The sequence below is a fragment of the Pseudomonas sp. TH06 genome (assembly GCF_016651305.1).
GTDB lineage: Bacteria > Pseudomonadota > Gammaproteobacteria > Pseudomonadales > Pseudomonadaceae > Aquipseudomonas.
In genome coordinates this window covers 1005690-1021082 of sequence record NZ_JAEKEC010000001.1, presented here as the reverse complement: position 1 = coordinate 1021082, position 15393 = coordinate 1005690, and the positions used below count along the sequence as shown (strand labels likewise).

Genomic DNA, 15393 nt, shown 5'->3' with positions numbered 1-15393 from the left:
AAGTTCGGTTAAGCGTCAGCGCACACGCACGTATGTACCGGGCGCCGCCTCCATCGGTGGATAGTTCGGGTTGCCGAGAGTCATCTGGGTTTCATGCTGGGCGCCCGAGCGTTGTTGAATCCATTCCAGCCACTGCGGCCACCAGCTGCCGTCGACGTGTTTGGCGTCGTAGTACCAGGCGCGTGGGTCGCTGCTCATCTTGCCGTTCTCGACGTACGCGGCTTTCGGGTTGCTCGGCGGGTTGAGGATGCTTTGCACGTGGCCGCTATTGGACAGCACGAAACGGCGCTCGCCACCCAGCAGCAAGGTTGAGCGATACACCGCGTCCCACGGCGTGATGTGGTCGTTCATGCCGGCGACGCTGAAGCTGTCGACGGTGACCTTTTGCAGGTCGATCGGCGTACCGCACACTTCCAGCCCACCCGGATGGGTCAGCGGGTTGTGTTTGAAGAAGTCCAACAGGTCACCGTGAAACGCGGCGGGCAGACGAGTGTTGTCGTTATTCCAGTAAAGGATGTCGAAGGCGGGCGGTTCTTTGCCCAGCAGGTAGTTGTTGACGAAGTAACTCCAGATCAAATCGTTCGGACGCATCCAGGCGAAGACCTTGGCCATGTCGCGACCGTCCAGCACGCCCTTTTGATAAGAGCGGCGCTTGGCGGCTTCGAGGGTTTGCTCATCGGCAAACAACGTGGCAGAGGTTTCGATCTCGCTGTCGAGCAGGCTGACCAGATACGTCGCGCTGGAGATGCGCCGCAACTGCCGTTTGGCCTGTAAATGACCCTGCAAGGCTGCGATGGTCAGCCCGCCAGCGCAGGCGCCCATCAAGTTGACCTCGCGGGCGCCGGTGATCGCCCGGCACACGTTCATCGCCTCTTCAACCGCTTCGACGTAGGTCGACAGACCCCACTCGCGATGACGCACATCGGGGTTGCGCCAGCTGATCATGAAAGTCTGCAAGCCGTTCTTCAGGGCGTACTGGACGAAGCTGTTGTGTGGACTCAGGTCGAATATGTAGTACTTGTTGATTTGCGGCGGCACCACCAGCAGTGGCTTGGCGTACTGCTTTTCGCTCATTGGCTTGTACTGGATCAGCTCCAGCAGTTCGTTGCGAAACACCACCGAGCCGGTGGTGGTGGCAACGGTCTTGCCGACCTCGAATGCCTGGCGGGTGACTTGGCGTGGCAAGCCGTCGTTGTGCAGCAGGTCATCGAACAGATGACTGAGGCCGCGCACCAGACTGTTGCCGCCGGAGTTGAACAGCTCCTTGATCGCCAGCGGGTTGAGCAGGGTGTTTGACGGCGCCACGGCGTCGTTGAGCAGGGTAAAGGCAAAGTGTGCACGGGCGCGGTCGTCCGGGTTCATGTTGCTGTCATCGATCCAGCTCTTGACCTGTTTCTGCCAGGCCAGATACGCCTGCAGGCTGCGCCGGTAGAACGGATTGAGGCTCCACGCCGGGTCGGCGAAGCGGGTGTCCTGCGGATTGGTCGGGTGCAGGGTTTCGCCCAGCAGCACGCGGCCCAACTGGCCGCCGAGTTTCAAGGCGTGCTTCGCGCTGTGAATCGGATTGCGCAGGCCATGGGCGGCGACGCTGCGCAAGGTCGAGATCAAATCCCGCCCACGCAGGCCGGTGATCGCACTTTGTGCGTTGATGAACACGGCGGGGCTGGGCACTACGCCCGTCGCTGGTTTGTCGCGCATGACTCAACACTCCTTCGTCTTCAGGCCAAAAACAAACTCACCGAACCAGAACACCATAGACGCTGTTGCGGGTTGCTGCCTGCGCGGCGTCCTGCCGCGCACTTTGTAGAAAGTCCTGCATAAAGCCTGCCGCCGCGGTCAACCGCCCAGCGGTGTCGGATGCGGATGCATCACGGCGCGTTGACGCTCCTCCTGGAGGAATTTCATGATGATCGGCGCCACTGCTTCGGCGCGGGTAATCAGGAACAGATGACCGTCGTCGATGATGTGCAGTTGGGCGTTGGGAATGCGCCAGGCGAGCATGCGCATGTTGATCAATGGAATCAGCGGATCGTCGTCACCGGCCAGCACCAGCGTGGGTTGATGGATCTTGTGCAGCCAGTGAATGCTGGTCCAGCCGAGGCCTGCAAACAGTTGCCAGTAGTAACCGAGCTTGCCCGCCGAACGCACTTTCGCCGCGTGGCTGGCGGCCAGCGTCGGGTCGCGGCGGAACGAGCCGCCGTAGATCAATGGCGCGATGCGGATGACATGGGATGGCTGGATGTAGCGCCGGGGGCTGGCCATCATCCATAGCACTTTCGGTTTGCCCGGCACCATCACCGCACCGGCAGCGGTCGCCGCCAGCACCAGTTTCTTGCAGCGTTCGGGGTAGTCGTAGGCGAATTGCTGCGCGAGTGCGCCGCCCCACGACACGCCGATGACGTTGACCTGACCGTAGTCGAGGTAATCGAGCATCCGCGAGGTCAGCTTGGCCAGCCCGGGAAAGCGATACGGCCGGTTCGGCGTCGAGGAGCCGCCGACACCGGGCACGTCGAATGCGATCACTTCCAGATCCGGGTCCAGTGCCGCGACGAACGGAAACACCAGCTCCAGGTTGGCGCCGATGCCGTTGAAAATCAGCAAGGGCGTCAAGTGAGGCTTGCCGGGGCGTACCGCCGTGCGGAGGGTCTGGCCATCCAGATCGACGGTACGGAATATGAACGGTTGCGGCATGCTTCAGGCCCTGTGGATTTTAAGTACACCCGATTCCGTGTAGGAGTGAGCCATGTGGCGAGGGGATTTATCCCCGTTCGGCTGCGCAGCAGTCGCAAAATCCTCACACGCGGTTGTTCAGAAATACCGCGTCAGCTGGTTTTGGGGCCGCTTCGCTGCCCATCGGGGATAAATCCCCTCGCCACAGTTTCACCCCACAATTTGGGGGATCGAGGTGTGTCAGTTACCGCTCGTGAACGTAAGTGCCCGGCGAGGCTTCACCGGCCGGATACGCCTTATTGCCCAGTTTCAGCGGGGCCTTTTTCAGGTTGCCCGAGCGCTCGGCTTGCCACGCCTGCCAGTACAGCCACCAGGAATCGGTGTGCTTGGTCGAGTTCTCTTGCCAGTCATCGGCATTGGCCGCCATCTCCTCGCCGGTCATGTAACGCGATTTCGGGTTGCCCGGCGGGTTGAGAATGCTCTGGATATGGCCGCTGCTCGATAACACGAACTCGACCTTGCCACCGAACAGCTGCGCCGACTTGTAGCAGGACTTCCACGGGGTGATGTGGTCATTGGTGCCGGCCAGCGAGAAGATGTCGGCCGTGACCTGCTTGAGGTCGATCGGTGTGCCGCACACTTCCAGTGCATTGGGGCGAATCAGTGGGTTGTTTTTGAACATTTCGATCAAGTCGCCGTGGAACGCGGCCGGCAACCGTGTGGTGTCGTTGTTCCAGAACAGGATGTCGAACACCGGCGGCTCGTTGCCGAGCAGGTAGTTGTTGACCCAGTAGTTCCAGATCAGGTCGTTGGGACGCATCCACGCGAAGACCTTGGCCATGTCTTTGCCTTCGAGCACGCCGGCCTGATACGAATGGCGCTTGGCGGTCTCCAGGGTCTGTTCGTCGACGAACAGGGCGACGTCGCTGTCCAGCGTGGTGTCGAGCACGCTGACCAGCAGGGTGAGGGCGTTGACCTTCTTCTCGCCGATTGCGGCGTAGTGGCCGAGCAGGGCGGTGCAGGTGATGCCGCCGGAGCAGGCGCCGAGCATGTTCACATCTTTGCTGCCGGTGATCGCGGTGACCACATCGACCGCTTCTTTCAGCGCATCAATGTACGTCGACAGACCCCACTCGCGCTGCGCCTTGGTCGGGTTGCGCCAACTGACGATGAACGTCTGCACGTTGTTGCGCAGGCAGAAGCGCGCCAGGCTCTTGTCCGGGCTGAGGTCGAAAACATAGAACTTGTTGATCTGCGGCGGCACCACCAGCAATGGACGCTCATGGACCTGCTCGGTGATCGGTTTGTACTGGATCAGCTCCAGCACGTCGTTGCGAAACACCACCGCGCCTTCGGTGACACCGAGGCTCTTGCCGACCTCGAACGCGCCCATATTGACCTGGCTCGGCATGCCGCCGTTGTGTACCAGATCCTTGGCCAGATGCGAGAGGCCGTCGAGCAGGCTTTTGCCGCCGGTTTCGAAGAAACGTTTGACCGCAGCAGGGTTGGCCGCCGTGTTGGTCGGGGCCATGGCTTCGGTCATCAGGTTGATCACGAAGTGGCCGCGCGCGATGTCTTTGGGTGACAGGCTGCTGTCATCGATCCAGGAATGGAGTTCCTTGCGCCATGCCAGGTAAGTTTGCAGATAACGTTTGTACAGCGGGTTTTGACTCCACGCCGGATCGGCAAAGCGACGGTCATCGCCGGCCGGTTGCAGCTCGGATTTGCCGAACAACACGTTCTTCAGTTCGAGGCCGAAATGGGTGACGTGTTTGACACTATGGATCGGTTGTTTGATGGCCTGTTTCAGCACCATACGAGCAGAGGCCAGCAGATCCTTTCCGCGTAGCCCAACGACGGGATTAAGCCCCAGGGTGTTTTCCGAGGCTTGGTACTTCAGGTCATCGTTATTCTTGTTACTCATCTACGACGCTCCATTGTCCTGAGACGAGTACCCGGTTTTCTGCTGTGCAGTTCCACAGCCAATGCCAGGTACTACTGCTCGGGTGACCGTTAATTCTGCATAGCTGCTTTACAGTCGTAGAGCACTGCAGGGAACTTGCCAGCTCCATTGGTTACCCGAGTTTAATTTTTTTCGCAAGCAGGCCGATCCTCGGCCACACAGCGGAGCATTCAAACAGATGAATTTAGAAAATGCCCTCTAATGAGCGCAAGGCTCGGGCTAGAGCATCAGCTTGACGATCGACTCGTCCGGGTCGCGGGTTTTTCCGGCGGCTTTGAGCTCGGCCAGATAATCGGCCCAGAGTGCGTCATAACGTCGCCCCAGCTCGTAGAGATAATCCCAGGTGAACAAGCCGCTGTCGTGACCGTCGTCGAAGGTCAGTTTCAGTGCGTAGTGACCGGCCGGTTCCAGCTTGCTCAGACCAACGTTGAGCTTGCCGAATTGCAGGATCGGTTTGCCGTGGCCCTGGACCTCGGCGGAGGGGGAATGCACGCGCAGAAATTCGGCGGGCAAGGTGTATTCCTCGCCGGACGCGTAGGTGAGCGTCAGGGTTTTCGAGGCTTTGTGCAGTTTGATGTCGGTAGGAATAGTAGTCATTGCAGGTCATCCGACTAGATGGAACACCCTGTAGGAGCTGCCGAAGGCTGCGATCTTTTGATCTTGTCTTTTAAAAATCAAAGTCAAAAGATCGCAGCCTGCGGCAGCTCCTACAGGGAAGGTGACCTACAGGATATAACGGGACAGGTCTTCGTTCTGCGCCAATTCACCGAGGTGGCTGTTGACGTACTCGGCGTCGATCAGGATCGGCTTCTCGTCGTGCGTGCTGGCCATATCACCGGCGCTGAACGACACCTCTTCGAGCAGACGCTCAAGCAGGGTGTGCAGACGACGGGCACCGATGTTCTCGGTCTTCTCGTTGACCTGCCAGGCGATCTCGGCAATGCGCTTGATGCCTTCAGGCTGGAACTGGATGTTCAGGCCTTCGGTTTTCAGCAGTGCGCAGTATTGCTCGGTGAGCGAGGCGTGCGGTTCGCTGAGGATGCGCTCGAAGTCTTCCGGGGTCAGCGCCTTGAGTTCGACGCGGATCGGCAGACGGCCTTGCAGTTCCGGCACCAGATCGCTTGGCTTGCTCAGGTGGAACGCGCCGGAAGCGATGAACAGGATGTGGTCAGTCTTGACCATGCCCAGTTTGGTATTGACGGTGCAGCCTTCGATCAGCGGCAGCAGGTCGCGCTGCACGCCTTCACGGGACACATCGGCGCCACCGACGTTACCGCGCTTGGCAACTTTGTCGATCTCGTCGATGAACACGATGCCGTGCTGTTCAACCGCTTCCAGCGCCTTGGCCTTCAGCTCTTCTTCATTGACCAGACGCCCGGCTTCTTCGTCGCGCACCAGCTTCAGCGCTTCTTTGACCTTGAGCTTGCGGGACTTCTTCTTGCCCTTGCCCATGTTGGCAAACAGGCTTTGCAACTGGTTGGTCATCTCTTCCATGCCTGGCGGCGTGGCGATTTCGATGCCGGACACTTCGGCGACTTCGATTTCGATTTCCTTGTCGTCCAGCTGACCTTCGCGCAGGCGCTTGCGGAACAGCTGACGGGTGTTGGAATCCGAGCTTGGAGCTTCTTCGTTGCTGAAGCCCATGCGTGCCGGCGGCAGCAGCGCGTCGAGGATACGGTCCTCGGCGGCGTCTTCGGCGCGGTGGCGCACGCGGGTCATTTCCTGCTCGCGCAGCATCTTGATCGCCGCGTCGGCCAGATCACGGATGATCGACTCGACGTCACGACCGACGTAACCGACTTCGGTGAACTTGGTCGCTTCGACTTTGATGAACGGCGCGTTGGCCAGTTTTGCCAGGCGACGGGCGATCTCGGTTTTACCGACGCCGGTCGGGCCGATCATCAGGATGTTCTTCGGGGTCACTTCAACGCGCAGCTCTTCAGGCAGCTGCATGCGGCGCCAGCGGTTGCGCAGGGCAATCGCGACGGCGCGCTTGGCATCGTCCTGGCCGATGATGTGGCGGTTGAGTTCGTGGACGATTTCGCGGGGAGTCATGGACATAATAATTGACGGTCCTCAAGCAGAAAAAAGCCGTGGCACAGGGCCGACTCAGGCTTCTTCAGCGAGATCCTGCTCCTCAATGGTCTGAGTGTGGTTGGTGAATACACAGATGTCGGCGGCGATACCCAAAGCGGTTTCGACGATTTCACGGGCCGACAGATCAGTCTTTTTCAGCAGGGCGCTGGCGGCAGCCTGCGCATAGCCGCCGCCGGAACCCATGGCGATCAGACCGTTTTCCGGTTCGACCACGTCACCGTTGCCGGTAATGATCAGGGACGCGTCTTTGTTGGCGACCGCGAGCATGGCTTCGAGGCGGCTCAGGGAACGGTCGGTGCGCCATTCTTTGGCGAGTTCGACAGCGGCGCGGATCAGGTGGCCCTGATGTTTCTCAAGCTGGCCTTCGAAACGTTCGAAAAGGGTAAAGGCGTCGGCGGTGGCACCGGCGAAACCGGCGATGACCTGGCCGTGGTACAGGCGACGAACTTTTTTCGCGTTGCCTTTCATCACGGTATTGCCGAGAGAAACCTGGCCGTCGCCGCCCATGACGACTTTGCCGTGACGGCGGACTGAAACGATGGTGGTCAAGGGAAGAGTCTCCACACAGCGGGGCGAAAGTGCCTTATGCCCATTCATATGGGGGTGCTGGAGAGGATTTCAACCGGGGAGGGCAATGGGAGACGAATGGCGTGTGATGACTGTGGCGAGGGGATTTATCCCCGATGGGGCGCGAAGCGGCCCTGAAACCTGCAATTGCAGTCGGTCTGACACACCGCGAATGCTGGATATACGACTGCTGCGCAGCCGGTCGGGGATAAATCCCCTCACCACAGGGATTGTGGGCAGCCTCAGAGTGAGGTGCCCACGGGAGACAATCAGCGGCTTTGGCGTTGTTGTAACAACAGGTTGCTGAAACCGGCGCCAGCCAGTTGTTTCTGTGCCGTTGTCAGCTGTTCGCGGTTGCTGAACGGGCCGACCAGTACGCGATACCAGGTTTCATCCTTCACTGTGCCGGACTCAACCGCCACCGCCTGACCAAGCAGAATGATCTGCGCACGGACTTTGTCGGCATCGGTTTCCTTGCGGAACGAACCCGCCTGCAGGAAGAACTTGGTCACGGGTGCCGCTTTGGCCACCGGTGGCGCTGGCGGCGGGGTAATTCCGGCCAGTGCCGCTTGAGCGCGTGCAGTGTCGATTTTTGCCGCTTCCGCCGGAGTGACCGGAGTCGTCGGCACTTGCGGCGTCGGCAGGGTTTTCTCCGGCACGGCGTCCGGCGGCACGATCACTTCCGATTCCGGCAGCAGCGTGTAGAAGTCGTACTTCGGCTTCACCGGTTGCGTCGGGCTCGGCGGGGTCTTGTTGGCCTCGGCGATCTTCGACGCTTTCTGCTGTTGCGCCTGTTCGACCTTTTCACGCTTGACCGTGTCGCTGCCCTTGCCCGGCTCCAGTTTCATCAGGAACACGATGAACGCGCCGACCGTCAGGCCGATGGCCATCCACAGCCAACCCGGAATCGGTTGCTTCGCAGGAGCTTGGTAACGGCTGGCGCCACGCTTGGGTGCAGGTTTTTTCTTGGCAGCCAACTTACATACGCTCCAGAGTTTCCAGACCCAACAGCTCCAGGCCTTGCTTGAGGGTGCGGCCGGTCAGCGCGGCCAGGCGCAGACGGCTCTGCATCTGGGCCGGGGTTTCGGCGGCGAGGATCGGGCAGTTCTCGTAGAAGCTGGAGAACAGACCGGCAACGTCGTACAGGTAGGTGCAGAGGATGTGCGGCGTGCCTTTGTCGGACACGTTGTTCAGCACTTCGCCGAACTGCGCCAGTTTCGCCGCCAACTCTTGCTCGTGCGCCGCTTCGAGAACGATCTGGCCGTCGACTTCACTGAAGTCCTTGCCCAGTTTGCGGAACACACCGGCCACGCGGGTGTAGGCGTACAGCAGGTACGGCGCAGTGTTGCCTTCGAAGTTCAGCATCAGGTCGAAGTTGAAGCTGTAGTCGCTGGTGCGATGCTTGGACAGGTCGGCGTATTTCACCGCGCCGATGCCGACGACTTTGGCGATGTTGCGCAGTTCGTCTTCGGCAAGCTCCGGGTTCTTCTCTTTCACCAGGTTGTAGGCGCGTTCCTGCGCTTCGGTCAGCAGATCGATCAGTTTTACGGTGCCGCCGTCACGGGTCTTGAACGGGCGGCCATCGGCGCCGTTCATGGTGCCGAAGCCCATGTGCTCCATCTCCATCGGATGAGTCACAAAACCGGCCTTGCGCGCCACGGCGAACACTTGCTGGAAATGCAGGGCCTGGCGCTGATCGACGAAGTACAGCGCGCGATCGGCTTTCAGCTTGCCGCTGCGGTAGCGCACGGCCGCCAGGTCAGTGGTGGCGTACAGGTAGCCGCCGTCGGCCTTGACGATGATCACCGGCAGCGGGTCGCCGTCGGCGTTCTTGAACTCGTCGAGAAATACGCACTGGGCGCCGTTGCTTTCGACCAGCATGCCGGCGGCTTTCAGGTCGTTGACCACGTTGATCAGGTCGTCGTTGTAGGCGCTTTCGCCCATCACGTCGGCCATGGTCAGTTTGACGTTTAGCAGCTCGTAGATCTTCTGGCAGTGCGACAGCGAGATGTCCTTGAACTTGGTCCACAGCGCCAGGCACTCCGCATCGCCGGCCTGCAGCTTGACCACCAGACCACGGGCGCGGTCGGCAAACTCTTCGGACTCGTCGAAGCGCTGCTTGGCGGCGCGGTAGAAGTTTTCCAGATCGGACAGCTCGTCGCTGGTGATCGGGTTTTCCTGCAGATAGGCCATCAGCATGCCGAACTGCGTGCCCCAGTCGCCGACGTGGTTCTGACGAATCACTTCGTCGCCGAGGAACTCGAGAACGCGGGCTACACCGTCACCGATGATGGTCGAACGCAGGTGGCCAACGTGCATTTCCTTGGCCAGGTTTGGCGCCGACAGGTCGACCACGGTGCGCTGCGAAGGACCAGCCTTGCGTACGCCAACGTGAGCGTCGGCCAGCGCGGCGTCGAGGCGCGAAGCCAGCGCCTGGGTATTCTGGAAGAAGTTGATGAAGCCGGGGCCGGCGATTTCGGCCTTGGTAACGTTCTCGTCAGCCGGCAGCGCGGCGATGATTTTTTCCGCCAGATCGCGTGGCTTCATGCCGGCAGGCTTGGCCAGCATCATCGCGATGTTGCTGGCGAAGTCGCCGTGGGTCTTGTCCCGGGCGTTCTCCACCTGGATCGCCGGCGACAGGCCTTCAGGCAACACACCTTCGTTGACGAGTTGGGTGAGGGCTTGTTGGATCAGCTGGCGAATGGTGTCTTTCATGGTCTTCTCTTTCGACCGCAAGCGCGGCGGCGCATCGATGCGCGGGTGGAAAAACTGGGCATTATCCGTTGCGAAGACGGGCTTGCCAACCTTAGCAGGCAGGTTATGGATATGTGGTGACATTAAGATCAAAAGATCGCAGCCTTCGGCAGCTCCTACGCAGGGATGTGCATTTTCCTGTAGGAGCTGCCGAAGGCTGCGATCTCTTGATCTTCAATACAAATCGACGGGGTCGACATCCAGCGACCAGCGCACCGCCCGCCCGCTCGGCATCTGCTCCAGCACCAGCAGCCAACTGGCGAGCAATCGATGCAGCGGTGCCCGCGCCGTCGCCTGCAACAAAAGTTGCGCACGATAGCGCCCGGCGCGACGCTCCATCGGCGCCGGCACTGGCCCCAGCAGTTCAATCCCGCTCAGCCCCTGCTCGACCAGCAAACGCTCGGCCTCACTGCACGCCTCGTCAAGAAAACCTTCCGCTTGCCCCGGTTTGTGCGCTTCGGCGCGTAACAACGCCAGATGCGCGAACGGCGGCAGACCCGCGGCGCGACGCTCGCTCAAGGCCTGCTCGGCAAAGGCGAAATAACCCTGCTCGGTCAGTTGCACCAATAAAGGGTGGTCGGCGAGGTGGGTCTGGATGATCACCTTGCCCGGCTCCTCCGCCCGTCCGGCACGGCCCGCGACCTGCACGATCAACTGCGCCATGCGTTCGCTGGCGCGGAAGTCACCGGAGAACAATCCGCCGTCGGCATCGAGAATCGACACCAGCGTCACCCGTGGAAAGTGATGCCCCTTGGCCAACATCTGCGTGCCGACCAGGATGCACGGCTGGCCTTTCTGAATCGTGGCGAACAACTGATTCATCGCGTCCTTGCGCGAAGTGCTGTCGCGATCGACCCGCAGCACCGGGTAATCGGGGAACAGAATGGCCAGACGCTCTTCGGCCCGCTCGGTGCCGGCGCCGACCGGGCGCAGATCGACCTTATTGCACTTCGGGCATTGGCGCGGTGTGCGTTCAACGTAACCGCAGTGGTGGCAGCGCAGTTCGCCGTAACGCTGGTGCACGGTCATTCGCGCATCACAACGCGAACACTCGGACATCCAGCCGCAATCGTGGCACAGCAACGTTGGCGCAAAGCCGCGACGGTTGAGGAACACCAGCACCTGTTGCCCATTCGCCAGCGTCTGGCCGATGGCTTGCTGCATCGGCCCGGAAATACCGCTGTCCAACGGACGGCTTTTCACGTCCAGGCGCAGGAAACGCGGCTGCTTTGCACCGCCTGCGCGTTCATTCAGGCGCAACAGGCCGTAACGACCGGTGTAGGCGTTGTGCAGGCTTTCCAGCGACGGCGTCGCGGAGCCGAGGACGATCGGGATGTTTTCCTGGCGCGCACGCACCAGTGCCAGATCCCGGGCGTGATAGCGCAGACCTTCCTGCTGTTTATAAGAGCCGTCGTGTTCTTCGTCGATGATGATCAGTCCCGGATTCTTCATCGGGGTGAACAGCGCCGAGCGGGTGCCGATAATAATGTCCGCCTCGCCATCACGCGCCGCGAGCCAGGCTTCGAGGCGTTCGCGATCATTGACGGCCGAGTGCAGCAGGGCGATGCGCGCATTGAAGCGTTGTTCGAAACGGGCGAGGGTCTGCGGGCCGAGGTTGATCTCCGGGATCAGCACCAGCGCCTGCTTGCCCGCTTCGAGGGTCTCGCGGATCAACTGCAAATAGACTTCGGTCTTGCCGCTGCCAGTGACACCCGCCAGCAGGAAGGCGTGATAACTGTCGAAACCGGCACGAATCGCTTCATAGGCGGCGCGTTGCTCGGCATTGAGGGGCAATTCCGGTTGCGCGAGCCAATGCTCATGACGCACGCCGGGTGCATGGCGGCGGATTTCCACCTGCACCAGATTTTTCGCCAGCAGCAAATCGAGGCTGTCCTTGCTCAACATCAGTTTGCTCAGCAACTGATGGGCGACGCCGTGCGGGTGCTGGGCCAGTGTTGTCAGCGCTTCACGCTGGCGCGGCGCACGGGCGATACGCGGATCGTCAACGCTGGCGCCCGGCACCACTGACCAGAAACGCTCCTGTCGGGCCTCGGCCAGTTCGCCCTGACGCAGCAGCACCGGCAGCGCCCAGCTCAAGGTGTCGCCGAGGCTGTGCTGGTAATACTGGGACGTCCACAGGCACAGTTTGAACAGCGCCGGTGGCAATGGCGGCGTGGCATCGAGCAAGGCCAGCGCAGGTTTCAGTTTTTCCACCGGCACTTCGCTGGTGTCCGTGATCTCGACCAGAATCCCGATCATCTCGCGCCGGCCAAACGGTACGCGCAGGCGCATGCCTGGCTGCAATTGCTCGCGCAGCACACCGGCCGGCGCTCGATAGTCGAACAGGCGGCGCAGGGGTGAAGGCAAGGCAAGGCGCAGAATGGCGTCGGGCACGCGGGGGGGATCTCTATAAACAAAACAGGGGCATGACGCATACCTATGTAGGAGTGAGCCTGCTCGCGATAGCGGTTTGTCATTCAACATTTATGTCGTCTGATACACCGCTATCGCGAGCAGGCTCACTCCTACAGGATCGCGTATTGGACCGGGAGCCTAGCAGACGGTCGGTCTAAGGGACAGCTTGCGCGATTGACATTGTCTGGTAGAATCCGCGGCCTAATTACGTGCGGTATTCAACAATAGTGTTGAGTGGCGGCACGCTAGCCTGAGGAAGACATCATGAAAGCTGATATTCATCCAACATACGAAGTCACCGCAGTTACCTGCAGCTGTGGCAACAAGTTCGAAACTCGTTCGAACCTGGCCAAGCCTCTGGCGATCGACGTTTGCAACGAATGCCACCCGTTCTACACCGGTAAGCAAAAGACTCTGGACACTGGCGGCCGCGTTCAGCGCTTCGCCGACCGTTTCGGTGCTTTCGGCAAGAAACCTGCTCCAGCAGCAGAGTAAGGTTGAAGAGCCCGATGGGCTTTTCCTCACTGCTGAAAAAGGCGTCCCTCGCGGGCGCCTTTTTTATGTCCGCGATTTGGCTGTCCGGCGCGCAAGCCTTTTGCCCGACGCCTTCGGAAATGACCACGGTGACGGTGCAGCGCGTGGTCGATGGCGATACCGTGCGCCTGACCGACGGTCGCAGTGTGCGCATGATCGGCCTCAACACGCCTGAACTGGGCAAGCAGGGGCGCAGCGATGAACCGTTTGCCGTGGCGGCACGCAAACGCCTTGAGGCGCTGGTGGCCGATAGCGGTGGACGAGTCGGTTTGCGCCTTGGCAAGCAAGCCAAAGACCATTACGGGCGTACGCTCGCTCACCTCTATAACGTCAGCGGCGCCAGTATCGAAGCGCAAATGCTCGCTGATGGCCTGGGTTTTCAGGTCGCTGTGGCGCCGAATGTCGATCTGGTTGCCTGTCAGCAAGCCGCTGAGCGCAGCGCGCGGCAGGCCGGTCGGGGCCTCTGGCGGCAGTCTCCTGTACTGAAAGCAGAGCAAATCCAGCGCTCGGGTTTTGCCGTGGTCAGCGGTCGTGTGAGCAAGGTGCAGCGCAATCGCGGTGGAATCTGGATCGAGTTGCAGGACTCACTTGTATTGCGCGTTGCACCCAATCTGGTCGGACAATTCGACAGTGCTCGCCTGCAATCACTAAAAGGCAAGCAGATCGAGGCCCGTGGCTGGGTGGTGGATCGTTCGCGGCGTGGTGGATTGCAAGCGGGTCAGCCGCGTTGGTTGCTGCCACTGACTGATCCTTCCATGCTGCAAAGTGCACGCTGAAGAAAAATTGTAGACATTTTTTCTGTCGATTGTGAACAGTCAAGCCCTTGTGCGCCGTGGCTCTTGGCCCAAAGTCGTAGGACAGGGCGCTTGACAGGGGTGACTGCTCAGTCTTGTGGGGACTTTGCGAGGCGCGTATCCTCGCTGACCAGTCTGTCCAACAGTAAAAAGCGGAATGCCAAAATGTCTGATCTGAAAACTGCCGCTCTCGAATATCATGCCAATCCTCGTCCAGGGAAGCTGAGTGTCGAGCTCACCAAGGCCACTGCTACCGCCCGCGACCTGTCGCTGGCCTACAGCCCCGGCGTAGCTGAACCAGTACGTGAGATCGCTCGCGATCCTGAACTGGCCTACAAATACACCGGCAAGGGCAACCTGGTTGCAGTCATTTCCGATGGCACCGCGATTCTGGGTCTGGGTAACCTCGGCCCACTGGCCTCCAAGCCAGTGATGGAAGGCAAAGGCGTGCTGTTCAAGCGCTTCGCCGGTATCGACGTTTTCGACATCGAAGTCGACTCCGAAAGCCCGCAAGCCTTCATCGACACCGTAAAGCGCATCTCCATCACCTTCGGTGGCATCAACCTGGAAGACATCAAGGCCCCTGAGTGCTTTGAGATCGAGCGCGCTCTGATCGAGCAGTGCGACATTCCGGTGTTCCACGATGACCAGCACGGCACCGCGATCGTGACCGCTGCGGGCATGATCAACGCCCTGGAAATCGCTGGCAAAACCCTGCCGGACGCGAAGATCGTCTGCCTGGGCGCCGGCGCTGCCGCCATCTCCTGCATGAAGTTGCTGGTGAGCATGGGCGCACGCATCGAAAACATCTTCATGGTTGACCGTACCGGCGTGATCCACTCCGGCCGTGACGACCTGAACCAGTACAAAGCCGTGTTCGCCCACGCCACCGACAAGCGCAGCCTGGCTGACGCTCTGCAAGGCGCTGACGTGTTCGTCGGTCTGTCCGGCCCGAACCTGCTGAGCGCGGAAGGCCTGCTGTCGATGGCGGCCAACCCGATCGTCTTCGCTTGCTCGAACCCGGATCCGGAAATCTCCCCGGAACTGGCGCACGCCACCCGTAGCGACGTGATCATGGCCACCGGCCGTTCGGACTACCCGAACCAGGTCAACAACGTACTGGGCTTCCCGTTCATCTTCCGTGGTGCCCTGGACGTTCGCGCCAAGCGCATCAACGAAGAAATGAAAGTGGCTGCCGCCAACGCCCTGCGTGAACTGGCCAAGCTGCCTGTTCCACAGGACGTATGCGATGCCTACGGTGGTGCTCCGCTGGAATTCGGCCGTGAGTACATCATTCCGAAGCCAATGGACAAGCGCCTGATCACTCTGATCTCCGACGCTGTGGCCAAGGCTGCAATCGAGACCGGTGTGGCCACCCTGCCGTATCCGAAGAACTACCCGCTGAAAAGCGTGGATGACGTGTTCAACGGCTAAGCCGATGTAGCGCTTCAAACAAAAGCCCCGGCTCGTGAGAGTCGGGGCTTTTTTGTGCCTGAGGGTTTTGCGGTGCCCGTCAGGGCCTCTTCGCGAGCAGGCTCGCTCCCACCTTGAAACACAATCCTCCTGTGGGAGCGAGCCTGCTCGCGAAGACGTCAGCTC

12 protein-coding genes are annotated in these 15393 nt (G+C 60.6%); 3 read left to right on the top strand and 9 right to left on the bottom strand.

The window, feature by feature from the left end; all coding sequences use genetic code 11:
* Positions 1 to 15: 15 nt before the first annotated feature.
* The 9 genes from phaC (JFT86_RS04450) to JFT86_RS04410 form a co-directional block, all read right to left on the bottom strand.
* Positions 16 to 1698, bottom strand: a complete 1683-nt coding sequence (phaC, locus tag JFT86_RS04450; protein ID WP_201235899.1) for a class II poly(R)-hydroxyalkanoic acid synthase — start codon at positions 1696 to 1698, stop codon at positions 16 to 18.
* A 138-nt stretch (positions 1699 to 1836) separates the two neighbouring features.
* A complete protein-coding gene (phaZ, locus tag JFT86_RS04445; RefSeq protein WP_034152967.1) occupies positions 1837 to 2691 on the bottom strand; it encodes a poly(3-hydroxyalkanoate) depolymerase in 855 nt (284 codons plus the stop codon).
* Positions 2692 to 2914: 223 nt separating this feature from the next.
* Entirely contained in the window at positions 2915 to 4594 is a 1680-nt protein-coding gene (phaC, locus tag JFT86_RS04440; RefSeq protein ID WP_201235898.1) for a class II poly(R)-hydroxyalkanoic acid synthase, read from the bottom strand.
* Between the two features lie 258 nt (positions 4595 to 4852).
* The gene (locus tag JFT86_RS04435) at positions 4853 to 5230 is read right to left on the bottom strand and encodes a DUF971 domain-containing protein (protein WP_201235897.1); all 378 of its coding nucleotides are present in this window, start codon (positions 5228 to 5230) and stop codon (positions 4853 to 4855) included.
* A 126-nt stretch (positions 5231 to 5356) separates the two neighbouring features.
* Positions 5357 to 6694, bottom strand: a complete 1338-nt coding sequence (gene hslU, locus JFT86_RS04430; protein ID WP_201235896.1) for an ATP-dependent protease ATPase subunit HslU — start codon at positions 6692 to 6694, stop codon at positions 5357 to 5359.
* A gap of 48 nt (positions 6695 to 6742) precedes the next feature.
* Positions 6743 to 7279 carry an ATP-dependent protease subunit HslV gene (gene hslV / locus JFT86_RS04425; protein WP_003220875.1) on the bottom strand — a complete coding sequence of 179 codons (537 nt, stop codon included), beginning with the start codon at positions 7277 to 7279 and terminating at the stop codon, positions 6743 to 6745.
* 287 nt (positions 7280 to 7566) lie between these two features.
* Complete coding sequence (locus JFT86_RS04420; protein WP_103307342.1) at positions 7567 to 8274, bottom strand: SPOR domain-containing protein; 708 nt, start codon at positions 8272 to 8274, stop codon at positions 7567 to 7569.
* Between the two features lies 1 nt (position 8275).
* Entirely contained in the window at positions 8276 to 10012 is a 1737-nt protein-coding gene (gene argS, locus JFT86_RS04415) for an arginine--tRNA ligase (protein ID WP_201235895.1), read from the bottom strand.
* Positions 10013 to 10225: 213 nt separating this feature from the next.
* Positions 10226 to 12445 (bottom strand): primosomal protein N', encoded by a 2220-nt coding sequence (locus JFT86_RS04410; RefSeq protein ID WP_201235894.1) that lies wholly within the window; start codon positions 12443 to 12445, stop codon positions 10226 to 10228.
* A gap of 285 nt (positions 12446 to 12730) precedes the next feature.
* Between JFT86_RS04410 and rpmE the strand changes: the two genes are divergently transcribed.
* The 3 genes from rpmE to JFT86_RS04395 all read left to right on the top strand — a co-directional run bounded on the left by rpmE (position 12731) and on the right by JFT86_RS04395 (position 15228).
* Positions 12731 to 12961, top strand: coding sequence for a 50S ribosomal protein L31 (gene rpmE, locus JFT86_RS04405; protein WP_103305455.1), 231 nt, complete (start codon positions 12731 to 12733; stop codon positions 12959 to 12961).
* Between the two features lie 14 nt (positions 12962 to 12975).
* Entirely contained in the window at positions 12976 to 13776 is an 801-nt protein-coding gene (locus JFT86_RS04400) for a thermonuclease family protein (protein WP_201235893.1), read from the top strand.
* A 183-nt stretch (positions 13777 to 13959) separates the two neighbouring features.
* Positions 13960 to 15228, top strand: a complete 1269-nt coding sequence (locus JFT86_RS04395) for a malic enzyme-like NAD(P)-binding protein (protein ID WP_008080650.1) — start codon at positions 13960 to 13962, stop codon at positions 15226 to 15228.
* Positions 15229 to 15393: the final 165 nt, after the last annotated feature.